Source organism: Pseudaminobacter salicylatoxidans (genome assembly GCF_003148475.1).
GTDB lineage: Bacteria > Pseudomonadota > Alphaproteobacteria > Rhizobiales > Rhizobiaceae > Pseudaminobacter > Pseudaminobacter salicylatoxidans.
Genome location: NZ_QGGG01000009.1, coordinates 85,525 through 110,141, shown reverse-complemented (window position 1 = coordinate 110,141; position 24,617 = coordinate 85,525). Strand labels below are relative to the sequence as shown.

The 24,617-nt window shown below is 59.7% G+C and carries 17 protein-coding genes and 4 pseudogenes; 8 read left to right on the top strand and 13 right to left on the bottom strand.

Annotated elements, in window-relative coordinates:
* Position 1 precedes the first annotated feature (1 nt).
* Positions 2–628, bottom strand: coding sequence for a 2-hydroxychromene-2-carboxylate isomerase (locus C7441_RS13705; protein WP_170125128.1), 627 nt, complete (start codon positions 626–628; stop codon positions 2–4).
* Positions 629–800: 172 nt separating this feature from the next.
* Entirely contained in the window at positions 801–1,292 is a 492-nt protein-coding gene (locus tag C7441_RS13700; RefSeq protein WP_109613338.1) for a cupin domain-containing protein, read from the bottom strand.
* Between the two features lie 298 nt (positions 1,293–1,590).
* Here C7441_RS13700 and ahpC point away from each other — a divergent pair, with 298 nt between their 5' ends.
* From ahpC to C7441_RS24500, 3 genes are read left to right on the top strand one after another with little or no spacing between them, the layout of a single operon-like run.
* Positions 1,591–2,154: an alkyl hydroperoxide reductase subunit C gene (gene ahpC, locus C7441_RS13695; protein ID WP_109613337.1), complete on the top strand. Its 564-nt coding sequence runs from the start codon at positions 1,591–1,593 to the stop codon at positions 2,152–2,154.
* A 50-nt stretch (positions 2,155–2,204) separates the two neighbouring features.
* Positions 2,205–3,590: an alkyl hydroperoxide reductase subunit F gene (gene ahpF, locus C7441_RS13690; RefSeq protein WP_280523573.1), complete on the top strand. Its 1,386-nt coding sequence runs from the start codon at positions 2,205–2,207 to the stop codon at positions 3,588–3,590.
* Positions 3,557–3,805 (top strand): FAD-dependent oxidoreductase, encoded by a 249-nt coding sequence (locus tag C7441_RS24500; RefSeq protein WP_280523572.1) that lies wholly within the window; start codon positions 3,557–3,559, stop codon positions 3,803–3,805. The genes ahpF and C7441_RS24500 overlap by 34 nt, the downstream gene beginning before the upstream one ends.
* A 156-nt stretch (positions 3,806–3,961) precedes the next feature.
* Here the strand turns inward: C7441_RS24500 and C7441_RS13685 are convergent.
* The 6 genes and pseudogenes from C7441_RS13685 to pdxR all read right to left on the bottom strand — a co-directional run.
* Positions 3,962–4,107 (bottom strand): annotated as a pseudogene (locus C7441_RS13685) (transposase); the annotation flags it as partial.
* Positions 4,108–4,156: 49 nt separating this feature from the next.
* The gene (locus C7441_RS13680) at positions 4,157–5,362 is read right to left on the bottom strand and encodes an MFS transporter (protein WP_109613336.1); all 1,206 of its coding nucleotides are present in this window, start codon (positions 5,360–5,362) and stop codon (positions 4,157–4,159) included.
* An 85-nt stretch (positions 5,363–5,447) separates the two neighbouring features.
* Positions 5,448–6,605 (bottom strand): DegT/DnrJ/EryC1/StrS family aminotransferase, encoded by a 1,158-nt coding sequence (locus C7441_RS13675; protein ID WP_109613335.1) that lies wholly within the window; start codon positions 6,603–6,605, stop codon positions 5,448–5,450.
* Positions 6,602–7,420 carry a YggS family pyridoxal phosphate-dependent enzyme gene (locus C7441_RS13670; protein ID WP_109613334.1) on the bottom strand — a complete coding sequence of 273 codons (819 nt, stop codon included), beginning with the start codon at positions 7,418–7,420 and terminating at the stop codon, positions 6,602–6,604. Before C7441_RS13670 ends, C7441_RS13675 begins: the two co-directional genes overlap by 4 nt.
* A 17-nt stretch (positions 7,421–7,437) precedes the next feature.
* Positions 7,438–8,742 carry a serine hydroxymethyltransferase gene (gene glyA, locus C7441_RS13665; RefSeq protein ID WP_109613333.1) on the bottom strand — a complete coding sequence of 435 codons (1,305 nt, stop codon included), beginning with the start codon at positions 8,740–8,742 and terminating at the stop codon, positions 7,438–7,440.
* Between the two features lie 219 nt (positions 8,743–8,961).
* Complete coding sequence (gene pdxR, locus C7441_RS13660) at positions 8,962–10,464, bottom strand: MocR-like pyridoxine biosynthesis transcription factor PdxR (protein WP_109613332.1); 1,503 nt, start codon at positions 10,462–10,464, stop codon at positions 8,962–8,964.
* Positions 10,465–10,574: 110 nt separating this feature from the next.
* Here pdxR and C7441_RS13655 point away from each other — a divergent pair, with 110 nt between their 5' ends.
* From C7441_RS13655 to C7441_RS24495, 4 genes are read left to right on the top strand one after another with little or no spacing between them, the layout of a single operon-like run.
* On the top strand, positions 10,575–11,819 hold the full coding sequence (locus C7441_RS13655; RefSeq protein WP_109613331.1) for a benzoate/H(+) symporter BenE family transporter: 1,245 nt from the start codon (positions 10,575–10,577) through the stop codon (positions 11,817–11,819).
* Positions 11,820–11,824: 5 nt separating this feature from the next.
* Complete coding sequence (pdxY, locus tag C7441_RS13650) at positions 11,825–12,667, top strand: pyridoxal kinase (RefSeq protein WP_244916152.1); 843 nt, start codon at positions 11,825–11,827, stop codon at positions 12,665–12,667.
* The gene (gene hemA / locus C7441_RS13645; protein WP_109613329.1) at positions 12,667–13,929 is read left to right on the top strand and encodes a 5-aminolevulinate synthase; all 1,263 of its coding nucleotides are present in this window, start codon (positions 12,667–12,669) and stop codon (positions 13,927–13,929) included. Before pdxY ends, hemA begins: the two co-directional genes overlap by 1 nt.
* A gap of 48 nt (positions 13,930–13,977) precedes the next feature.
* On the top strand, positions 13,978–14,112 hold the full coding sequence (locus C7441_RS24495; RefSeq protein WP_280523571.1) for a hypothetical protein: 135 nt from the start codon (positions 13,978–13,980) through the stop codon (positions 14,110–14,112).
* A 331-nt stretch (positions 14,113–14,443) separates the two neighbouring features.
* On the opposite strand, the gene C7441_RS13640 is transcribed toward C7441_RS24495, so the two are convergent.
* The 5 genes and pseudogenes from C7441_RS13640 to C7441_RS13620 form a co-directional block, all read right to left on the bottom strand.
* Positions 14,444–18,898 (bottom strand): autotransporter domain-containing protein, encoded by a 4,455-nt coding sequence (locus tag C7441_RS13640; RefSeq protein WP_170125127.1) that lies wholly within the window; start codon positions 18,896–18,898, stop codon positions 14,444–14,446.
* Between the two features lie 437 nt (positions 18,899–19,335).
* Positions 19,336–20,712 (bottom strand): hypothetical protein, encoded by a 1,377-nt coding sequence (locus C7441_RS13635; RefSeq protein WP_146201470.1) that lies wholly within the window; start codon positions 20,710–20,712, stop codon positions 19,336–19,338.
* A gap of 283 nt (positions 20,713–20,995) precedes the next feature.
* Positions 20,996–22,604: pseudogene (tnpC, locus tag C7441_RS13630) on the bottom strand (IS66 family transposase).
* A gap of 76 nt (positions 22,605–22,680) precedes the next feature.
* On the bottom strand, positions 22,681–23,025 hold the full coding sequence (gene tnpB / locus C7441_RS13625; protein ID WP_109613326.1) for an IS66 family insertion sequence element accessory protein TnpB: 345 nt from the start codon (positions 23,023–23,025) through the stop codon (positions 22,681–22,683).
* Positions 23,026–23,231: 206 nt separating this feature from the next.
* Positions 23,232–24,161, bottom strand: a pseudogene (locus tag C7441_RS13620) (IS110 family RNA-guided transposase); the annotation flags it as partial.
* A gap of 71 nt (positions 24,162–24,232) precedes the next feature.
* Between C7441_RS13620 and C7441_RS13615 the strand changes: the two are divergent.
* Positions 24,233–24,502 (top strand): annotated as a pseudogene (locus C7441_RS13615) (integrase core domain-containing protein); the annotation flags it as partial.
* Positions 24,503–24,617: the final 115 nt, after the last annotated feature.

Below are 24,617 nucleotides of genomic sequence, written 5' to 3'. Positions count from 1 at the left end.
ATCAACCCGCCGCCTTCTCGTAGCTGTTGACGATCTGCTCCTCGAGCATGTCGAGGCGATCCTGACCCCAGTATATTTCTCCGTCATAGATGTAAAAAGGCGAGCCGAAGACGCCGTTGTCCGCTGCCTCCTTTGTGAAGCCATCCAATATATTGGAGTGGTATTCGGACTTGGAATCCTCGAGCAGAACGCGGCCGTCCGGCGTACCCATTCCTTCCATGATCTGCAGCAAGGTGCTGTCCTGGGCAATGTCTCGCTCTTCCAGCCAAACTGCCCTGTGAATTCGGCGAACGAGCGTTCCCGTATCAAGCCCACGCTCCTGAAACAGCGCGATCAGCCTCGAGGCGGGCTTATCGTCTGTCGTGGAGTATTTGGGGAAATGGTTTACCGGAATGCCCAGCCGTTTGCTCCAGCGGCGCAACTCTGCGACGCGGTAGGCTTGTCGCTGAGGCGAGCGCTTGGAAAGCAAGATGCCGCCGGTGCTCGAATATAGGCGCTCCAAAATAAAGGGCCTGTAGGCCACATCCAAATTGTGCCGGTTAACCAACTGGGCAAATTGCGCGCCTCCCATATATGCCCAGTCGGAGATTACCGAAAAATAATATGTGACGCGTTGATTGGATTTCATTGAATATCTCCTCCTGCATGATGAATCCCGAGACGTGATCCAGGGTTTCGCTTGTTTCATCGCAGATTTTGCAAGGTTCCTGTCTTCGCCCAGCGCTGCGGTCGTGGGATCCTCGGCCCGCACGAAAAGGACTGCATCAGGCGCGGCCGTTGGACCGGGCCTGATGCGTCGATCAGTACGCGGTCGTTTCGTCTTCGAGCTTTTTGCGCTCGGTCACGTTGAAACGTCCGTCATATATTGGCCCCTGACGGGTGGTCGGTCCCATATATTGCACATAGAGGATGACGCCACCGGTTTGAGTCGTGAGCTCGTGTTCGAAATGCGGGTCGGGATGAAAGATCATGGTGTCGGGACCGTAGATCGCCCCGTCGATCAGGAATGTGCCCTCAAGGATATACCAGACCTGAGCGAAGTAGTGACTGTGCAGGGGATGCCCTGAACCTGCCTCATAGCGGACGAGACCCGCATTCGGAACGGTGGGATCATCCTTGGTGGGATGAAACATCATCTTCGCCGTTTGTCCGTCATAGCGCAGCATGCTCCATTCGATGTCATCCGGATGGCTGACACGCATTGCCTGATGCGCATCGGTCAGCGGCCGGGTCTTGTCGCTTGATACTTCCAGTTTTGTGATCGGATCGATCTTGGTCGCGCGAGCATTCATGAATTCACCTCATATAACAGTATCCCATTTTATAATAATGGGATCCCGTTTTTAGGATCACATCCAATCGCTGTCAAGATATCCGGGCTGCCGAGAAGTCTGGAACGATGAAAGGCTCGTGTAGCCGCCGATGGCCCCCATGGGATGGCCGGCGGGCTTTGGGATCGGGAAGAAACCGCTCGCGGTGAGAGCCGGGACCACCTCCACCGGCCCATCAGGCTAGTTGAAACCGGCCCTGCCTGGTCATCCGCATCGACCCTATTTCTGCGTGGTTTCTTCCCGAGACTGCGGAGTTATCATGGCAATCATCAATACAGCTATTAAGCCGTTCAGGGCCGAAGCCTACAAGAACGGCAAGTTCATTACCGTCACTGAAGCAGATTTGTCTGGCAAATGGGCGGTCTTCTTCTTTTACCCGGCAGATTTCACCTTTGTCTGCCCTACGGAACTGGAGGATATTGCAGACAATTACGATGAGTTCGTTCGGCTTGGCGTCGAGATCTTCGGCGTATCGACAGATACTCACTTTTCGCACAAGGCCTGGCATGACACCTCGCCGGCGATCGGCAAGATCCGGTACGCCCTGCTGGGCGATCCGACGGCGACTCTCTCGCGCAACTTCGACGTATTGCGCGTCGATGAAGGTCTGGCCGATCGCGCGACATTTCTCGTGGACCCCGACGGCGTGATCCAGTTTACCGAAGTGACGGCTGAAGGTGTCGGCCGCAATGCCCAGGAGCTTCTGCGCAAAATTCGCTCCGCCCAGTATGTTCGCGCACATCCTGGCGAGGTTTGCCCGGCGAAATGGGAGGAGGGTGAAATAACCCTGACACCGTCCCTCGATCTCGTCGGCAAGATCTGAGCCGCCACCGCAATGCCATTGCGAACACCAACCACGACAAGGCGTAAATCATGTTGGAAGCAAGCCTGAAATCGCAGCTTAAGGCCTATCTCGCGAATATCGTACACGTGGTGGAACTGGTGGCATCGCCTGGCACCGGACCAAAAGCGCATGAGATGATGGCTTTGCTGGCTGAGATCGCGGAAGTTTCTCGGGGCACGGTTGTAATAGGGCCGGACGAGGAGGATGTGCGCCAGCCCAGCTTCCTGATCCGGCGCAAGGGCACCGACATCGGCGTCCGCTTTGCGGGCATACCATTGGGACACGAATTCACGTCCCTGGTGCTTGCGCTGTTGCATGTTGGGGGCCATCCGTCCAAGGCGGCGCAGGAGGCGATCCAGCAGATCAAGGATCTCGACGGAGAGTTTTACTTTGAAACGTATTTTTCCCTGTCCTGCCAGAGCTGTCCGGAGGTCGTACAGGCGCTGAACCTTATGAGCGTGCTGAATCCACGTATCCAGCATGTCGCCATCGATGGCGCGCTCTTCCAGAAAGAGGTGGAGGCGCTGCAGGTTATGGCAGTGCCGGCGATATTCCTGAACGGGGAACATTTCGGCCAGGGCCGGATGGAACTCGAACAGATCATCGCCAAGCTCGATACAGGCTTGCAGGCACGCACCGCCGACAAGATCAGCGAGAAGGCCTCATTCGACGTGCTGGTGGTGGGCGGCGGCCCGGCAGGTGCCGCAGCCGCCATCTATACCGCGCGCAAGGGTATCCGCACCGGCATTGCCTCAGAGCGCTTCGGCGGTCAGGTCCTGGACACGATGGCGATCGAGAACTTCATCTCGATACCTCACACCGAGGGCCCGAAACTGGTCGCTCATCTCGACCAGCATGTCCGTGCCTATGAAGTGGATGTCATGAACCTGCAGAAGGCGTCTCGGCTGATCCCAGCCAGGACCGAAGGCGGGTTGCACGAAGTCGTTCTTGAGAATGGCGCAAGTCTGAGGGCGCGCACGGTCATCCTGTCGACTGGCGCCCGTTGGCGTCAAATGAACGTGCCGGGCGAGCAGGAATATCGGAATAAGGGCGTGGCCTATTGCCCGCACTGTGATGGCCCGCTGTTCAAATGCCGGCGGGTGGCCGTGATAGGCGGTGGCAACTCCGGCGTCGAGGCGGCGATTGACCTTGCTGGCATTGCAGCTCACGTCACGCTGATTGAATATGACAGCCAGCTGCGTGCCGACGCGGTGCTTCAACGCAAGCTCGCCAGCCTGTCGAACGTTCGGATTGTCACGTCAGCGCTGACGACCGAGGTGTTGGGCGACGGCGAGAAAGTGACGGGCCTGGTCTACAAGGACCGCAATGCCGACAGGGTGCATGAGATCCAGTTGGAGGGCGTGTTCGTTCAGATCGGCTGGTGCCGAACACCGAGTGGTTGCAGGGCGCCGTAGGTCTGACGCCTCGTGGCGAGATCGAGATCGATCACCGGGGTGAGACCTCGCAGTCCGGCATTTTTGCTGCAGGTGACGCGACCACCACGCCTTATAAACAGATCGTCGTTGCCATGGGCGAGGGGTCGAAGGCCGCCCTATCGGCGTTCGACTACATCATCCGCACCGAGCTCATGGGGGAAGCGGTGACGGGTCATCACGTTACGGGGGCGTGAGTTAAAGAGCCACTTTCCTGCTTTCAAATCAGAACCACGTTTGAAGGCGATGTCGGAACTGAGGTGGGCTGTTGTGCTGCGGTCTGATGTGTTCGTCGCCAAAGTGACCGCCCAACTCAAGCACATGGGTCCTGGCCATACGATCCCGGTCATCCGCCAAGCCTTCGGCAGATGGAGCGCCCGTCGATGAAGGCGTGGCCGTGGCGCGAGACATAGGACGCAAAGACGCCAATCTGACAATTGGTGATCTTGCCGGCCGAGCCCGTATATTGCCGCTCGACACCACAAGTAGCCTTGCCCTGTGCCGAAACTTACCAGACCATCGGCAATGCCGAGGGTTCAGCATGTATGCTATCGAGTAATTGGATGGGCGTCCTTGCGGGCCTTGGCTAGATATTCCTGTAGGGTCACGACCGATGCGGTGATGATCATGAAGCCCGCCGAAGCCCAGAGCACGGCGCTGGCAAGCCCCCTGTCGAGCAGAGCGCCACAGAGGATCGGGCCAATGACACCGCCGATATTGAAGCCGGTGGAGACAATGCCGAAGGTCCTACCTTCCTGCCCGATTGGTGAAATTGCGCGCACCAACATGTCGCGGGAGGGTGCAACGATCCCGGTCAGGAAACCAATGCCTCCCATCGTCAGGACCAGAAGTGTATCCGGTAGCTTTACCAATGCGATCGTCGCCACGAGCACAGCTGCGAGTGCGAACGCGGCAACTGCAACGGAACCGTGGCGTTTGGTGCGATCAGCCAGGATGCCACCAGTCAGAACACCGAATGCGCTGGCAAAAAGAAACGTCGTCAGTGCCATGTTCGCGGTCGACAAAGGAACACCGAACCCTTCGACGAGCGCAGCCACCGAAAAGCGTTCGATCGTGCCCGTACTCAGGCTGAGCATCATGAAAAGTACCGTAAGCATGATGATAGCCGACGTGGCGGCGTAGGTGGAGCGTACATGTTTTACATCGATCCGGCTGTCGGACGGTTCTGGCAGGGAGGCCAAGGGAGCGAAGCTTCGGCTGACGATTGCGGCCAGGACCAGGAAACCCGAAACGGCAGCGACGGCAAATGCCCATCTGATGTCTGACGCCAGTGCGGTGCTAACCATGATGGGTGGCGCTATCGCACCACCGAAAAAGCCAGCGAAGGTGTGGATCGAGAAGGCGCGTCCCATGCGGTTGGGAGCCATACCTTGCGATAACAAGGCGTAGTTGGCCGGGTGGTAGACACCGTTGGCGAGCCCAGCCATAGCCATTGCGACAAGCAGAACAGTGAAGCTGGGTATGGCCGCCACCAGTGCGAAGCTGGCGCTTCCAAGGGCAAGGCCGGCGATAAGCACACAGCGTGCACCATAACGGTCCACGGCATAACCCAGAGGGGCCTGGCAGAGTGCGGAGATGATATTGAATACGCCAAGTGCGATCCCGAGGTCGATGAAGTTCACATTCAGTATGTCGGGAAGCAGGGGAAGAAGTGCTGGCACCGTCATGATATGAAGATGACTGACCAGATGTGCCGCCGATATTTGCCCCAACAGTCCGGGTTGAGAGCGCATTTCAGTCAAATCTTCCTCGTCAAGACGATAAAGGCAGCAGGCCGCGGCCAGGATGACGAGGCCAAGGCGCTATGCTACCCCTTACTCAGCCATAAGATTTGACGGCTACCACGATTGCGTCCTGGGTAGCATCGTCGAGATAGGGACTCATGGGCAAGCTAATCACGCGACTGGCCTTGTTTTCCGTAACGGGCAATCCGCCCGGGCCAACAGGGTAGCAGTTGTAGGCAGGCTGTTGGTGTACAGGGATCGGGTAATAAACGGCGGTCGGAATGCCCTGTGATTTCAGGTGTGCGGCCAGACCGTCGCGGTCTTCGTGTTCGATCGTATATTGCGCCCAGGTGGGGACGGCTCCAACGATGATCTCGGGGACACGCGCGACGTGAGGCGCAAGCGCGTTGCTATAACGCGCGGCGATCTTGTTGCGTCGAGCAATTTCATCTTCAAAGATCGTGAGCTTTTCGATCAGGACCGCGGCCTGGATCGTGTCGAGGCGACCGTTCGAGCCCAGACGCATGTTGAGGTATTTCGGGTCGTGCTCGAACCCGCGAGCCGCGGCATCGCGCGGCGTGGCCTGTCCATGGACGCGGATCGAGCTGAGCACGTCATGGAGTTCATCGTCATCGGTCAGGATCGCACCACCATCGCCATAGGCGCCAAGCGGTTTCGCCGGAAAGAATGAAAGGCTTGAGGCATCGGCCCAGTGGAGAGGATGCTTGCCGTGCAGTCGGCAGCCGAAGCCTTGTGCGGTATCGGCAAGAAGCTTCAACCCGTGTGCATGGGCGACGGTGGCGAGAGCGGGATAGTCGGCGGGTTGCCCGAACAGATCGACGGCAATGATAACGCGTGGCGTGAATCTGCCCTCTCGCTTCGTCGCCTCGATGGTCGCCTCAAGGTGGACTGCGTCGATATTGTAGGTACTCGGGTCGATGTCGACGAAGACAGGTATCGCGCCGAGCAGCGCCACAACCTCGGCCGTCGCGGCAAAGGTGAATGATGGACAAAAGACGGCATCACCGGGGCCGACGCCCCATGCCATGAGAAGGAACATCAGGGAATCGGTGCCGTTCGAGCAGGACAGGGCATGGCGGGCGTTGCCGAATGCGGCAAGCTTGGCTTCGAACTCGTGGACTTGCGGCCCCATCACGAACTGACCGCTCCGAGTCACTTGGAGAATGGCTGCATCGATTGCGTCGCCGATGCGGCCGCGTTGAGCCTGGATATCAATGAAGGGGATTGTCATCTGGGGGTTTCTTCTCGTTCTTGAGATTGGGGATCCGGGATGAGGCCTGGCCAATAGAGTGCGTCTGCCCCCGGACGGGGGCCGAAGATGGCTTGACCGACCCGAACGACGTCAGCGCCTTCCTCGATCGCGATCTCGTAATCTCCCGACATGCCCATCGACAGTTTCGTCAGGCCGGGATCGATCGTGACGGCACGATCCCTCAGTTCGCGCAACAGCCGGAAACAGGCTCGTACGCGCTCTGCGTCGGCACTGAAGATCGCAAGCGTCATCAGTCCCCGCGGCTTCAGCCGGGGATAGTTGGGCAAACGTTCGATGAAGGGCATGAGATCGTTGGGGTGCAATCCGTATTTGCTCTCCTCGCCCGAAGTATTGACCTGCACGAACACGTCCAGGTCGCGGCCCAGGGCATCGAGACGACGGTTCAGCTCTTCCGCCAGCCGGAAGCTGTCAAGCGCGTGAAACTCCGAGGCGAAGCGGACGAGATACTTTACCTTGTTCGTTTGAAGATGGCCGATAATGCTCCAGCGAATGGACAGATCGTCGAGCATGGCCAGTTTGTCGCGCGCCTCCTGAAGTTTGTTTTCCCCGAAGTCGGTGATACCGGCGGCATAGGCATGGCGCAGCACATTGGCCGGGATCGTCTTGGTGACGGGAAGGAGGCGGACTTCATCGGGATGTCGCCCACAGCGATGGCAGATGGCTGCGATCCGCTCCTGAACGGCGATCATGTTTTGCGCGAAGGCGGCGGCCGGATCGTCGCCAAAGCGGACAATCTCTTCAGGGGACAGTTTGATTGCCGAAGACGTGTTCATGTCGATCCCTCTCCGCGTCAGTAGGGTAGCGGAAAGCGCGCGACGAGTTCGCGTACGCGGCCGTTGATCTGCTGCCGACGGGCATCGAGCGTTCCGCCATGAACCGCGTGAAGGGTGTCGAGGATGAGCGCGGCGATCTGGCGATATTCATCGATGCCGAAGCCGCGGGATGTTCCGGCTGCGCTGCCGAGGCGAATGCCGGAAGTCACCATCGGCTTTTCCGGATCATGCGGAATGGCGTTCTTGTTCAGCGTGATGCCGACTGATTCAAGAGCTTTCTCGGCGATGTTGCCTGTCACACCGAAGGGGCGCAGATCGACCACGGCCAGATGGCAATCCGTGCCGCCGGTCGTGATTTTCAGTCCGCCATCCGTGAGTGATTGGGCAAGCACGCGGCAGTTTTCGACGACGTTGTGCGCGTAGGTCTTGAAGGACGGCTCCAGGGCTTCGCCGAAAGCCACCGCCTTGGCCGCAATGACATGCATCAACGGTCCACCCTGAAGGCCGGGGAAGGTCGCCGAGTTGATCTTCTTCGCAATCTCCCGATCGTTGGTCAGAACGAAGCCGCCGCGTGGCCCGCGCAGTGTCTTGTGCGTGGTCGAGGTGACGACGTGGGCAAAGGGCACGGGTGACGGATAGGCCCCGCCAGCGACAAGGCCTGCAAAATGCGCCATGTCGACCAGCAATGTCGTGCCCACCTCGTCGGCGATCTGGCGGAAACGCGCAAAGTCCATGACGCGGGGATAGGCCGAGCCGCCGGCAATCAGCAGTTTGGGCCGGTGCCGGCGCGCAAGCGCGGCTACCTGGTCCATATCGATGAGCTGGGTTTCCGGATCCACACCATAACTGACGACGTTGAACCAACGGCCGGACATGTTGACAGTCGCTCCATGGGTAAGGTGCCCGCCAGCTTTGAGGTCAAGGCCAAGGATCGTGTCGCCGGGGTTGAGAAGCGCGAGAAAGACCGCCTGATTGGCCTGACTGCCCGAATGCGGCTGGACGTTGGCATGCGCGCTGCCGAAGATTTTTTTCACGCGTTCGAGTGCCAGATCCTCGACAACATCCACATTGGCGCAGCCGCCATAATAGCGGCGATGCGGATAGCCCTCTGCATATTTGTTGGTGAGCACCGACCCTTGCGCATCGAGCACCGCCTGACTGACGAAGTTTTCGGAGGCGATCAACTCGATGGAGTCACTTTGACGAAACTTCTCGTCAGCGATGGCAAGAGCGATGACGGCATCGGCGGTGGACAAACCGGCACCGCTCACGCCTGCGTTCGCTATATTCTGAGTTGCGTGCGGCGTGGCCGATGAACGCATCGCTGATCTCCTGCAAAGTGCTGACATAATTGGCTATCCGCTGCACAGAATTCGCGCAGCGGTGTCCGGCAGTACCTAGCATGCTCATGGTCTGCTATGTCCTTCCACTTTTTGAAAGCGGACCAGACCATTTGATTCAGCAGAAACAGTATTTTTGACGGCCTCCGCCGTCCGCGGCCAGACCGAGACGCACAATCCCCCCAAGCCGGATCAACGATATCAGGACCTGTTCGAAACCCGGTGAACGTCCTTGAGCGCATTCGCGAGTTTCTCGACCGCGATCGCAATCTCCACCGGCGTATAGGCGGCAAAGCCCATCAGGAATCCGGCTTTGGCACTGTCGGCCGCATGGAGTGCGGACAATCCAAAAAGCTCGATCCCGACACGGCGCGCCGCGTCGATTGCGGTACGCTCCGACAAGTCGGAGGTCAGCACGCACGGCATTTGCAGTCCGCCGACGGGGACGCGTGGCTCAACGAATTCCGACAGATGCTCTCTGACCTGAGTAACCAGGACCTTGAGCCGCTCGGCGTAGATGCCGCGCATAGTACGGACATGCGCGCCGAAATGTCCGCCTTCCATGAACCGCGCCAGCGTCAGTTGCGCGATGGAGGCGGTATGTCCGTCAAGCAACGTGCGCGCGACGGTCATCGGCTTCACGAGTTGGGGCGGCAGGACAACGTAGCCGATACGCAGGCCCGGAAAGAGCGATTTGGTAAAGGTGCCGATGTAGATGGTCCGCTCGTACGGATCGAGCCCTTGTACGCAGGCCGTGGGCTTGCCCATATAGTGGAACTCGCTGTCATAATCGTCCTCGATGATCCAGGCCTGATGCCGGGCGGCCCATTCGATCAGCGCCAGGCGGCGATCGAGCGCCAGTGTCGCGCCGGTCGGGAACTGATGGGAGGGCGTCAGGAAAACGCCTTTGGCTTTGCGCGGATCATCCATGATCTGCTCGACCAATATGCCCTGCTGATCCAGACGGATCGGGATACATTCGAGCCCCGCCGAATCGAACGCCTTGCGCGCGCCATAGTAGGCAGGGTTCTCGATGAAGATCCGCTCGCCCGGATCGAACAGCATATTCGCGCACAGCGTCATTGCCTGTTGCGAACTGGTCAGAACCAGCACGCGATCGGTCGTGGCGCGCGCGCCACGCTCAAGGTTCACATAATCGGCGATTGCGCGCCGCAGCGGCTCCGCACCTTGGGGGTTGCTAGGCAGGAGGGCGTGCATGCCGGCTTCTTTCAATATCTGCCGCTCCAGACGTTCCCATAGCTGGAGCGGAAAGGTACGGGTTTCCGGCACTCCATGCGCAAACGGTCGCGGTGCGAGCAATTCGCGCACGCCACCGCTGCGGAACATCGCGGCCCCGCGCTTGCTGAGGTTCGGGGCCTGGTTGCGCAACAGCGCATCGCGCTTCGAACGGCTGTGCCCGGTTGTGAACTCCGTCATTTCAGCCACGAAGCTGCCGCTGCCGACACGCCGCTCAATGAAACCTTCGGCGTGAAGCTGTGCATAGGCGGCTTCCACGGTATCGCGTGATACATCCAGAGATTTGGAAAGCGCCCGGGACGCCGGCAGCGGCTTGCCGGGGCCGAGCGCACCATCAAGGATCAATTGGCGGATGGCCCGTTGTATCCGCGCATGAAGCGGCATCCCCGCATGTGCGGGGTGGGCAAGCCAGGCCTTTACCGACTCCAATTGCGAATGCTTGAACAATGGTCTGACCCCGGAACGATAAATGGCGGGAACAAACAGTCCATTACGGAAGTAGATGTCAAGGCCCCACTTTGGCCATGCGCCGAGCTTTCAGGAGAACCATTGAAGCCATGTCGTCCAGTCCATCATCATCACCCGTTGGATGGAATGATCTTACCCATCCCATCGTTGCGGGTCTGATCTCCGTTATCGTCAACTACGGCGGTACATTTATTCTCGTGTTTCAGGCGGCGCGTGTCGCTGGTCTCAGCCCGGAACTCACGGCCTCCTGGGTGTGGTCCGTCTCGATCGGGGTCGGCGTGACCGGCCTGATCCTGAGCTGGCACTACCGCGAGCCGATCATAACGGCATGGTCGACGCCGGCGGCAGCATTCCTTGTCACAGCGCTCGCCACCACGCCTTATGCAGAGGCGGTAGGGGCGTATATCGTCTCGGCCGGGGCGTTCGTCCTGCTCGGGCTGTCTGGCTATTTCGACAAGGTCATCCGGCTGATCCCGCCCGGCATCGCCTCGGGCCTGCTTGCGGGCATCCTGCTGCAATTCGGCATCGGAGCCTTTGGCGGCGCCAGCGTCGATCCCGTGCTGGTCGGCCTTTTGATCGTCGCCTATGTCGTGCTCAAACGCATTTCCGCACGGTACGCCGTGGTCGGCATTCTGGTGATCGGACTTGCCTTCCTGCTCATGCAGGATCGCATCGACCTGTCCGGGCTGCAGCTGAAATTTGCCATGCCCATCTTCACCATGCCGGAATTTTCGCTGAACGCACTTCTGAGCGTCGCGCTGCCGCTGTTTCTCATCACGCTGACCGGGCAGTACATGCCGGGCATGCTGGTCCTGCGCAACGATGGCTTCAAGACCAGCGCCAACCCGATAGTGACGGTGACGGGGCTTGGCTCGCTCATCATGGCGCCGTTCGGTTCCCATGCTTTCAATGTCGCGGCGATCACGGCGGCAATCGCCACGGGTCGGGAAGCACATGAAGATCCGTCCAAGCGCTGGATTGGCGGGGTCGCGGCGGGTGTGTTCTATGTGGTGATCGGCATATTCGGCGTGACGCTTGCGGCTGTTTTCATGGCATTCCCCGCAACCTTCATCACCACATTGGCCGGTCTGGCGCTGCTCGGCACCATCGGCGGAAGCCTGGCTGGGGCCATGGCGGAGCCTGCATCGCGGGAAGCCGCGCTGATCACGTTTCTTGCTTCGGCCGCGAACATCAACATGCTCGGCATCGGCGGCGCTTTCTGGGGACTGGTGATCGGGATGATCGCCTACATCGTGCTGAACGGTCGCTTGCCGCGTCGCGACGCCGCCGAGAGCGTCGTTCCGGTGACAGTTGGTAAAGGTGCGGGTGACTGATGGTCATGCAAACCTCCATCATCTCGATCCAGAGCCAAGTTGTGCATGGGCATGTCGGCAACAGTGCCGCCGTTTTGCCTTTGCAATTGCGCGGCCTGAATGTGGCGGCCGTGCCGACGACCTTGCTGTCCAACCATCCCGGTTACCAGACATTGCGCGGGCGGGTGCTGGAGCCCGAACTCGTCGGGGACCTGCTGCGCGGTGTTGAAGAACGGGGGCTGATCGAGACGAGCCGGTATATCGTTTCCGGCTATCTCGGGTCCCGTGCCAATGGCGAAGTCGTGGCGGCTTTCGTCGAACGGGCCAAAAAGCTCAATCCCGATATCGTTTATATTTGCGATCCCGTTATGGGCGACACCAATCTCGGGGTGTTCGTGGCGGACCAGGTGGTCGAGTGCCTGCTCGACCACCTCGTGCCGCTGGCCGATCTCCTGACGCCCAACCAATTCGAGGCGGGCCTGATTACGCAAACCAAGGCTGCATCCTTTGAAGAACTCGACGCCGCGATCACCAGGCTGCAAGGATCAAGAAACGCGCGGCTGGTCGTCACCAGTTGCGCGTTTCCTGACACTCCGGATGGCTCGCTTGAGAACGTCGTCTTCGAGGGGATAACGAGAACACGACTGGTATCGCCACGGCTGTCTATCGTGCCGGTGGGCACGGGTGATCTCTTTACCGGTCTTCTCACCGCCAATCTCGCCTGCGGCTGCCATCTGAGCGATGCGGCGCGAAACGCCGCGGCGGTGGTGCTGGGGGTGCTTCAATGCACAATATCCGAAGGCGAGCATGAAATGCAGTTCGGCAGTTCGATCGACGCACTGACGCCAACACAGGAGAACAGAGTCTGATGAGCGAGTTCAATTATCAAGAATTTTTCGCGGAAAATCTGGCGCAACTGCACCGGGAAGGACGCTATCGCGTCTTCGCCGACCTCGAGCGCGAAACGCAAAGCGGTATTCGGGCATACGATCATCGCGCGGGACGGCGCATCACCATCTGGTGCTCCAACGATTATCTGTCGATGGGCGTTCATCCGGATGTGGTTAGTGCGGCCCGTGAAGCGTTGGAACAATATGGCGCCGGCGCAGGCGGAACACGCAACATTTCGGGGACAAGTCACGAACATGTGCTGCTCGAACGCGAACTGGCAGACCTGCATGGCAAGGAATCTGCTCTGCTGTTCACTTCCGGCTATGTTGCCAATGATGCAGCACTCACGTCGCTTGGCCGATTGCTGCCGGGGTGCGTGATTTTTTCCGATGCGCTGAACCATGCCTCGATGATAGAGGGCATCCGCCGCTCGGGTGCAGAGAAGAAGATCTTTGCTCACAATGACTGGCGCGATCTCGAACGCCAACTCACCAGCGTCTGCAAATATCGGCCGAAGCTGATTTGTTTCGAGAGCTGTTATTCCATGGATGGTGACTTCGCGCCGATGGAAGCGATCTGCGACGTCGCCGACAAGCACAACGCCTTCACCTATGTCGACGAGGTGCACGCGGTTGGTCTCTACGGCGCGCGTGGCGCGGGCATTGCCGAGCGCGACGGGCTCCTCGATCGCATCGACATGTTTCAGGGGACGCTCAGCAAAGGCTTCGGTGCCATTGGTGGCTACATTGCCGGGAGCACAAGCGCCGTTGATTTCGTCCGCAGCCATGCATCCGGTTTCATTTTCAGCACTGCTTTGCCGCCTTCGGTGGTAGCCGGCATCCGCGCGGCCCTGCATCACCTGAAGGAAGACAGTTCGGCCCGGCGCGTGCTTGCCAGACGGGCTGCGTCACTCAAGGCCAAGATGCTGGCGAACGGCATCCCGGTCTTGCCGAGTCCAAGCCATATCCTGCCGGTGATGATCGGGGATGCGTCTCTCGCCAAGGCAATAACCGACTGCCTCATGACCGAGCATGGAATTTACATTCAACCGATCAACTATCCGACGGTGCCACGCGGCACCGAGCGGCTGCGGATTACGCCGACACCGTTGCACACGGATGAAGACGAAGATGCCCTGATTGCCGCATTGGTCGCAACGCGCAATGCGTTCCCCAAGTGGCAAGAACTAACGGAGACCATTCGACTCGATGCCGCCGGGGTGCTGGAGGAGGCGGAATGACGGGCGCGTTACTCACGTTGCTCCAGTTGGCGCATAATCTCGGGCGAAATGCACCCCTTCGCGGGGCCAATCGTCAACCGAAAGGGCGAGGAAGTGGTGGCGGCAGGCGAGGTGCTGGCCGACAAGGACATCCATCGCATGGACTGGTTCGTGCGCGGCATCGACGGCGACCTGCCGAGCTGATCGGGTAGATGCACCCGGCAGGCAGCGCCCGAACTGCGCGCTGCCTCCCCCCCGAAGAAAACCGATGTCGCTCACACCCCGTCGATCAGGCGCTTTTTACGCAACCGATGGCTTCCCTGGAGATGCTGAGAGTAACGACCTTCGTCAGCCGAGACTCCCACCCTATAAAGTTCTGTCGCAACGTCGATTGTTGCGCTATTTCCGGGAGCGCCTTTATCAAACCATCCCGTGTCACAGCGAAAGCCTCATTCCGGCGTCGGCAATCGGGAATAGGACGTTTTCATAATGTGGGAGACAATGCCATATTCACCGATCCCCTTCCGGCTAGCATTCAGAAGCTCAGGCTCAGATCGGCCTTGAAGCCATGGTCCTGTGCGTCTGGCGCAATCTGCCCATGATAGGACAGGCCGAAGGTCGCGCCCGGCGTCAGGCTGAGCCATAGACCGCCTTCGATGATGGCACTGTTCCTGGCGATCGGCACGCCCGCGATGGTGAAAGCATCGCCGGCAGAGAAGGCCTGCGTGATCTCAGGTCTCGTATCACCGAAGGCATGCCGCCAGCCAATCATGCCGCGCAAGCTGGCGTTGACTGTGCCCAACATCACATTGTGTTCCGCCCGAAGCCCAAGCGTGGTGGAGGTCACGTCAGTCGTGCCGTTGCTGCCGGTGAGCACCGCCGCACCGCCCTGCTCGGTGAAGCCATCGGTATGCAGGCTCACATGGGCAAGGTTGGCGAAGGGCTCAAGACGGGTTTCGGTTCCAATGTCGAGGCCATAGCCCAGTTCTCCAAATGCCTGGAACATACCGGCCTTGTAATCGGCCGAGAGGCTGTCGGTGAGCCCCGGAATAGTGACGGAACGGTTGGTCTCGATGTTGTGCCAGCTATACGCCGCCCCGGTGCGAAAATCGAGATTGCCCCATTGTGTGCCACCATAAAGGCCGAGATGATAATTGCTGCTCGATCCCGATGAAGCTCGGTCGCTCGCATCGAAGTTCGAATGGCTGTAGCCGCCCAGAACGCCGACACGCCAATCTTCGACCAGCCCATCGGCACCGATCAGCAGACCGCCGACGCTGTGGTTGAGATTTGCCGCATTGCCGTCGCTGTCCGTCGTCCCCCAAGAGCCAAAGCCCTGCGACCAGAACACCGGCCCGGCATGATCGGCGGCGACCGGAACCGGCGTACTCCCCGGTCCATAGGCCAGTACCGGAGCTTGTGAAGCTCCCGTCGTCGCGAAAGCTGCGCGGATGCGATCGTTGGCAGCGTTGCGTACGAACCGGCTGTCCTCGATCAGCGCGGTTTGCGCGGATGCATGAATCTCGCCCGAAAGTGCATCGAAACTGGCGCGAATAAGGTCGTCATCATCGGCCAGTTGAGCAATCGCATCATATACCCCATGACCGGCACTAAGACCGATGCTCTCGACCCCTTCAGCTGTAGCGATCTGGTTCCGGGTGAGTGCGACAGATGCAAAATCCCGCTCATTGCGCGCCAACTCGAGACCCACCGTGCCGGCATCATAGTCATAGATCAGATGGGGATCGAGGAAGGCGAAGTCGGAGGTGACGTCCTCGAACTTGCCGTCCAGCTCCGCGGCCGACAGGATCGTATAGGAGGAACGCAGATCGTAATTGCCGTTGGCACCGATATGGGTGACGCCGCCGCCGTCGAGCGTGGCCGTCCCGGTCACTTCGACAAGATCGCTGTCGGTACCCGCGGGGTTAACCTCCACGGCAAAGCGCGAGCCGGCCTCAAAGACGAGATCCCCGTTCACGGTCAGCGTGCCAATGGAATTGCCCGGAGCCAGCGTGCCGCCGGACGCAACCGTGATCAGAGAACCGGACCCGGACCCGAACGCCCCGGAACCACCGAGTGTTGCGTCATCCAGAACGTCGAGGCTGCCGCCGAGCGCGCCGCTGCCGTCCGCATCTCCCAAAAGCAGCGTTCCGCCCACTATGGTCGTGGTTCCCGCAAAACCAGAACTGTCACCGGAAAGAAGCAGGACCCCGCTGCCATCCTTGGTGAAGCTGCCCGCACCTGACAGAACACCGGCATAGCGGGCGTTGTTTTTCTGATCGAAGGTGAAGGCGCCCTTCGTGCCGATCTCGACATTGCCGCCAAACCGGTCCGCCGCCGAGATTAGCCCGCCGGCTTCGATCGTCCAGTCGAGCGTCGAGTTTCCGTCAAGGGTCAGTTCACCGCCGCCGCGCTTGACCATTCGGCCGTTGGCGCCACCCAGCCCGCCGATGTCGCCGGCAAAACTGGCGTTGCCGTTCTGATCGAACAGGAGCGTCGCGGCGTTGCCGATATTGCCGCGGATCGAGGCCGCATTGCCGACGAGCGTGCCGGCCTCCACCAGCGTCTTGCCGCCATAGCTATTCGCCCCGGTCAGAACCAGTGTGCCGCCGCCCCGCTTGAGAAAGTCCCCCGTCCCTTCGATCACGCCTGTCAGGCCGAGCGTCGTGGCCGATGCCACATCGAAGCCACCCGTGCCGGAAAGCATCACCGAGCGGGCGCTGTCCATATCGGCAACCGTTGCAAGAGTGCCGCCATTGAAAGTGAGACCTCCACTCGCAGCGCCCAGATTGGCGTCCTCGGAGACCTGCACCGTTCCCCCGAGAATGGAGGTATCGCCCTGATAGGTGTTTTGGCCGGACAGGATCAGTGTCCCGGCCTGCGTTTTGGAGATGCCGCCGGTGCCGGTGATCTCGGTGGCGATTTCGGCGCTATCGGCCAGCACGCGGATTTCCGCATTGCCATCGTCGCTGTCTGAACCGTCCACGACAAGACGGCCATCACCTTCCAGCCGATACCCCTCATCGACAAACTGCAGACCCTTGAAGCTCTGATCGCCCTCGACCGCGATCGAGCCACCGTCGAAGCCGCCCGGTTGGTTCTTGAACACGGCATGATTGCCGGCCCAGGCGACCGGAGCCTCGCCACCCTGATTCAACCACTTCGTGTTTGTGCCATTCCAGATGCCATCGCCGCCCTGCCAATGTTGCAGAGCGTCATCACCGGCGGCAGCGATGAAGAGATCTACATTGCCGCCGCCCGCCTGAATTTCGTAGATACTGGGGTCGGCGAAAGTGGGGGTCGAGCCGATCGACAATCCATTGCCGGAAAGCGCACCGCCATAGGTCATCAGCCGATAATAGCCGAGGCCTGCTGTTCCATCCGTCGGGTCACTGCTCTGGGCGAGATCCAGCGTCCCGTTGAGATCAAGATCGCCGGTCACATCGATCCGGTCGCTGACGCCGGACAGCGGATCGCTGCCTGCCCGCCCCATCTCGTAGTCCATGATCGAGCCGGCTGAGAGTGTCAGGTTGCCATCGACGGTAAGCGTCCCGATGGAGCTACCTGGCGCAAGAATGCCGCCATCGGACACGATCGTTGTGCCCACGATGCCCGATCCCCCGAGCCTGGCTCCGGAATTGACCGTGACCAGCGATGACCTGGCGATCGAACCGTTAACGATCAACGCCCCCTCGGTCACGATTGTGGCGCCTTCATAGGTATTGTTGTTGGTTAGCGTCAGCGTTCCCGTGCCGGACTTGGTCAGCCCCAGGCCTCTGATCCCGGGTTCCGCCGTACCGTTGGAAATCACACCGCTCCAAACGCCATCATATCCATTGCTGTCGAAGGTCAGGGCAGGCCCGATGCCAACGCCGGTGATACGGTTGTTTATGGTCATGCCGTCTGCGGCCAGTTGCAGCGTCGCATTCCCTATGATGAACAGACTGCGCTCGCCGAGCGCTCGCTCGTGCCCCAGGCCGAGCAGCGCGTTCCCAACCTCGATCTGTCCTGCCCATGTGCCGGCGTCACCAAGAAAGGTATGGGCGCCACCGCGAAGGAACAAACGTCCTGCGCCTTCCAGCCGCCCTGCATAGCTGTGGCTGCCATCCCAGAGGTAGAGCTGTTCGTTCAGCACCGCCCGTGCCGTTGTATCCGTGCCCTCCAGGCCAGCGATATGTTGTCGGTTCTGGACGGTGAACATGCCGCCGCTAGCCAGCGTAATGATCGCCGCACGATCGAACTGGTTGCGGGCGTTGGCGTTGACGCTACCGCCATCAATCAGCACGGGACCCGAAATGGCGATCGTGTCGTCATCCTTGTCGAGATTGAGCACTGCGCCGGCACTCACGGTTGTCGTGCCGGTATAGGTGTTGGCGCCGTCACCGCGGAAGGTGACGGTGCCGCCGGCGATGTCGAAGTCACCGTCGTAGGCAAGGGCGCCAGTCAGCGTGGTGGCACCGGCATGGTGTTCAATGTCACCCGTGCCGGCAACGTCGGGGGCGAATATGTAAGCGCCGCCGTCATCGGTATGGTTGAATACGATCAGTCCTGTGGCGTTGCGCCCGCCGTCGTCACCCCACCCCATTTCGACCCGCGGCGTTACGACACGGCCTGGCGCAGCAGGGTTCGCGTCAGCGTCGGAGCCGATAACAAGCACACCATGGGAAGGACTTTGCATGGTCGTGGTGTAACCAAGGACCAAAGTGTCTCCGCCGATAAAGTTCAGCAGCCCGCCATCTGTCAGCCGGATCTTGCCCGCAGCAGTCCGTCCCACCCACGCCTCGCCCAGAACGTTCCACGCTGAGTCGGCGCCGGACACAACCAGTTCCGCCTGACGGTCGGAGCCTTGACCGACAAGGTGGTAGCTGCTGTTGCTGTTCAGAACACCACCGTTGACGATGCTTACGCGGCCTCCCCGGAAATGGAACGAATGGTCGTACGCCTGGCCGCCTTCGATGGTGATGTTAGAATCGGCCCGGTCGATTTCCACCCAGTCCGAAGAAGTTGGAACGCCCGAACACGGCCTGCCCGGTTCGTCGTCCCACTTGCTCGCATCAAACCAACTTCCCGTTCCGCCTGACCAGCGGCAGTCGGCCTGGGCGTTTGAGGAGGAAAAGAGCATGAACATCAATGTGAGGGACGAGCAGCCCGCCAACAATAAGCCGCGCCCCACGCTGGCGCGCGTAACCTTTCCCCGTGCTGGATCAAGATTTATGCAATCAGTCACTATCCGCATTGCCGCCGCCGCATGTCTTCATAGTAAGCTGCCATGATGTAATCGGTTTCTTGACATCAGCGGTAATCCGAGTGTCTCAGCGGGATTATCAATGCGTCTCACGACACGAAGATTGCGAGCACCTTCGTGTCGCTCGATGGCTGCACAACCAAACGGGAATTCAACGCGATTGGTCGAATATCCCGTTGCCTTCATCCGCTCTTCATCGCACGGATTCTGGCTTGCGTCCCCGGAATGATCGGTTCCTTCGTCGAGGCAATAACCGGCGAGAGAAAACGTGAGGAAGCTTTGTACTGATATGTGTCCATGACCGGGTCGTATTCGAGAATCTGGCAACGCACATCACCTTGGTAGGTGAAAGCAATCTCGCCCGGCGGAACCGAGAAATTGATCGTCTCGGTGGTGGATTTCGATGACTGCTCCGTGAACGAGAGCGTGAACCCGATCTCCAGCGATCCCTTGGCAAGCACAATCCCTGCCTCAAACTCCGATTTGATGCTGAATTGCTGCGTGCTGGAAAAAGTGAACCCCGTCGTCACGCTCTTCGCATAAGTCGCCGTCGCCTTGGACCCGCTGTTGTTGATACTTCCGATATTTTGCAGATCAGGGGTGAACATCACCATCACCCGCGCCTTTTCGGAATCGGAATCCAGAGGCAGGCTCTTGAGGAAAGTCGTCTCATTGGCCGGCGGACGCTTCTCATATATCTCGATGGCCGTGTCCTTGGCGGGAATACCCATCAGCGCCGCGCCTCGGCCTGCGAACGCACGGCCCTTGAAATGGGCTTTAGCAGCCAGAAGATCAGCCTTCATAGCTGCAAGATCCCCATAAAGAATCGAGCGTGCCTCGATCTTCAGTTCCGTGTCATGGGAAAGTTTCTTTTTCTCCTTGTAATCCTTGATCATCAGATGCCATTCGACTGCCAGTGCGCCGATACCTTCGGCTTCCCGCGAGGCTGGATCGTAGTTCTCAACAAGAAAAACGACACGGCTGTTCTTCTTGTCGTAGTCTCGCGCGTTCTTGTCATTGAGCGGCGCTATCGCATTCGAAAAAATCGATTCGATCGAATCCTTGTTCAAACCCTTGACGAGTGCAGCCGACGCCGTAGTCGCAAGCTCCTTGAATGCTTCCTTGATCGCATCAACTGAATCATATCGCTTCTTGTAGGCGTTGGCCTCTTCCGCACTCGGAAAGCCTGGGCGGTTATCTCTCAGCCAGTCGAAATGCTGCTTGAAGATGAGATAATGCAGATCCGGGCCATATCCCATTCCCGGTCCGTCAGGTTCCCAGTTTCCAAGCGATGATAGCTCCCAATCGTCGAGCGATGTGTCGAACCAGGCCGACAGCGTCTGCCGGCTTTCCTGCGGTTTGAAAATTGCGAAGGTTTCAGTCCGGCCTTTCGGAATCTCCTTCCTGACGTCATCGATATACCTTTTAAGGCGCTGTTCATCGGTGTGTTCGCAGGTGAGACCGATGTTGTGGAGCTGCTCGCGCAAACGCGCCGGTGTCAACTCCGTCGGAGTTGTCTGCTTCAAGACGATCGGAATCATTTTTCTCGGAATGCCCATCGTAGCGTCCTCTGGTCGTTGAAGAGTGTGAACCTGAAGGCGTGTCGTGGTGAGTCCGGCGCCAGCACGTTGGCCGGCAGCGGCCGGTGCTGATGACTATGCAAAAAGTTCCGGACGAACACCGGTTCACGCCTCTCGGCGGTAAAGTCTTATCGCCGGAGAACGGAAGCTGATAACCACATCGTATCAGGCCGATTGCCCTAACGTCTCACTGTGTTTATGGCTAACGGAACCTTACTGACTAAAGCTTCACGGAGTCAGGCAAGCCGAACAGCGTAAGCGGTCAGCCGATAACATCAGGCCTGAAGTTCCAGGGCATGAGCATTTCGATTTCGGCTGCCGACCAGCCCTGAGCGATACGGATCAAGGTCTGGGAGAGCCAGTCGAGCGGATCGACACTGTTCATTTTGCAGGTCTGGAGAAGAGTGGCCAGTGTCGCCCAGGTGCGTCCACCGCCGTCACTTCCGGCAAACAGGCTATTTTTTCTGGTGATTGTCTGGGGCCTGATCGCCCGTTCGACGATGTTGGAGTCGATCTCGATGCGGCCATCTGCTAGGAACCGCTCCAGTGCCTCGCGCCAGCGGATCGCCTCGGCGGTCTTGGATTTCCCGGAGATTTTGCGCAGTTCCTTCTCCCACAGGTCGAAGAGTGCGGCGACGATGGCCGCGGACTTTTCCTGACGTAGCGTCGCTCTGGTATCGGCATCCTTGCCGCGAACCTCATCCTCGACCTTCCACAGCGCGCTCATGGCGATAACCGTATTCGTCGCGGCCTGCGAGAGCCCGCTGATGTGCAGGTCGTAAAACTTGCGCCTCAGATGCGCCCAGCACCCGGCGAGCCGGATCGCTTCATTGCTTCCGGCTTTAACCCGCGCCTTGGCCAGGCTGGTATAGGCCGTGTATCCATCGACCTGCAGGATGCCGTTGAATCCGGCGAGATGGCGCGCCACGCATTCCGAGCTGCGGCTGTCTTCAAAACGATAGGCCACCATCGGCGGGCCGGTTCCGCCATAGGGCCGATCATCGCGTGCGTAGGCCCAGAGCCACGTTTTCATAGCCTTGCCCGAACCGGGCGCAAGGGTGGGCAAGGTCGTTTCGTCGGCGAAGACCCTGTCGCCCTCCTTGACCCGCTCGAGGATGTAATCGGCGAGCATCCGCAACTCGAAGCCCAGATGCCCCATCCACTGCGCCATCAAATTCCGGGCTGATCTCGACGCCGTCGCGCAGATAGATCGCCTCCTGCCGGTAAAGCGGAAGGCCGTCGGCGTATTTCGACACGGCGATATAGGCCAGCAGCCGTTCCGTCGGCAGGCCGCTTTCAATGATGTGTGCCGGCGCCAGGGCCTGGACCACGCCGTCACGACCCCGGAAAGCGTATTTGGGGCGGCGCGTCACGATGACCCGGAACTTCGGCGGTACGACGTCCAGTCGTTCGGAGCGGTCTTCGCCGATCAAAACCTTTTCCAGCCCCGCACAGTCGGCAGGGATTTCCGGCTCGACCACCTCCTTGATGCGTTCGAGGTGAGCGGCAAAACCCTTGCGCGGACGGGGAGCACGTTTCGGTTTGCCACCGGATGCGCGATCAAGCTCGCTCCGGATCGCCGCAAGACCGGTCTCGACCTCCTCGAAGGCAAAGGCGGCCTGCTCGTCGTTGACCGTCAGGCGCAGCCGCTCGGAACGCGTGCCCTGTTGTGTGCGCTGCAGAACCTTCAGGATCGTCGTGAGGTTGGCGATCCGCTCGTTGGCGCTTTTCTCGACTGTCTCCAGCCGGGCGATCTCGGCCGCCGCCGCTGCAAGACGAACTTCGTTTGCAGCACGCTCCTCGGCCATCGCGAGGATCAGCGCCTTCAGCGCATCAACATCGTCGGGAAGGGCGAGAGCCGATAAAGCCATGGCAAGCAGAAGAGCACAAAAACCGCCGCTTTCCCAAGCGTTACAGCCGCATGATTCATCTTGCCGCAGGCCGGTTTCAGCCCGTCATCAAAGGCCGCTGGATTTTGGCCGGACGGATCTTTTTCCAGTCCATTCCAGCAAGAAGCGCCATGAGCTGGGAGTGGTCGAGACGTAGCCGCGCCGTCGATACACCCGGCCAGCAGAAGCTGTCATCTTCCAGGGTTTTCGAATAGAGACAGACGCCGCTGCCGTCCCACCAGACGATGCGAACCCGGTCCGCCCGCTTCGACCGGAACACATGAAGCGCTCCGGAGAACGGATCGAGACCGCTATCCCTGACCAGGGCCATCAAGGATGCCGCTGCCTTGCGGAAGTCGACCGGTTGCGCCGATACGTAAACCACAACGCCCGACGCGATCATGCCTTGCGCACCGCGCTGATAAGCCCCGCCAACTGATCCGGATCGATAGCGCCGTTCACCCGCATGACGACGTCACCCAGCACGATCTCCACCGTCGTGCTGCCGCCGGCGTCAAAGCGCGTGAACTTCACCGGTTCGCTTACCGATCCAGACCGGCCGCCCAAGGGCACCGCCAAGGGCGTGATCGCTCCCGAGGAGAGTGCCTTCATTGGGCGGCGGCGTTCCAGCAAAGCTTCAATCCATGGACCATCTACACGAGAACGGGCTTTTGGATAGCGCACCACGGTCCGCGCTCCCAATACCAGCAGATGGCGGAGATACCGATCCCCTTGTTTGGTGATGCCACCGAGCCTGTGCTTGCCACCCGATGAGTTTTGGCGTGGCGTCAGGCCGAGCCAGGCCGCAAACTCACGCCCTGATCGAAACGTGGACGGATCCGGTACGGTGGCGGCGAATGCGGTCGCGGTGATCGGCCCGATTCCCGGTATGGTCGCAAGCAAGCGGCAAATCGCATTGGTCTTGTGAATCTCAGCCAGTCGGACATCGATTCGATCGATCTGCCGGTTCAGAGTATCAAGTTGTCCGACGAGAGCATCCAATGCGAAGGACGCATCATAAGGAAGGTCTGCTCGTATCTCATCCAGCTTCGCAATGAGGGCGTCAACCCGGTGTATGCCCTGCGCGACAATAATCCCATACTCGGCCAAGTGCGCCCGGAGCGCACACGCCGCCATGGTTCGCTGCCTAACCAGAAGGCCTCGGGCTCTGTGCAGCATCAGGAACGCCTGATCATCACGCGATTTGATCGGAACAAAGCGGATGTTGGGTCGGGTCACTGCCTCACAAATTGCCGCGGCGTCAGTGGCGTCATTCTTTGCGCCGCGACGCACGAAAGGTTTGACGTAACTTGGAGGAATCAGGCGCACGTCATGGCCGAGCCCTTGCAACTGACGGGCCCAATTGTGGGCAGTTGCACAGGCCTCAATACCGATCAGGCAAAGCGGCAACGCTTTGAAATAGGGAAGGAGATCACGGCGAGTGAGCCTTTTGCTATCAATCGTCCTGCCAGATGCATCGACGACATGGACGTGAAAAACATTCTTGGCGAGGTCGAGGCCTACGGTGGCTGGGTTCATCGGAATGCTCCTTTTTGCAGTGTGGGACCAATATACGGTCCCTTATCGGGAGCGGGGCCGTCTTCCCCATCAACGGCCGCCTACGCGACGAGTTGCTCAACGAAACGCTGTTCTCCTCGCTGGCTCAGGCCCGCGCGATGCTGAGCATCTGGCGGACGGACTACAATGGCTCGCGCCCGCACTCGAAGCTCGGCTGGAAGACGCCCGACGAGTTCGCTCTGACCTTCCACACGCGACGGGCCCTGGCGCTGCGCACTGCCAAAAGCTCCGCGCCAACGCCCGCTGCTTCACCCGCCCAGCAGGGCAAAGACAACGCCGGAAACGAACTCAAAACTGGATAAAACCTGGGGGCAACGTCAATTGCCCTAACGTCTCACTGGTGTTTATGGCTAACGGAAACTTACTGACTAAAGCTTCACGGAGTCAGGTAACCCGAACAGCAGGTTGGCTCTAGTT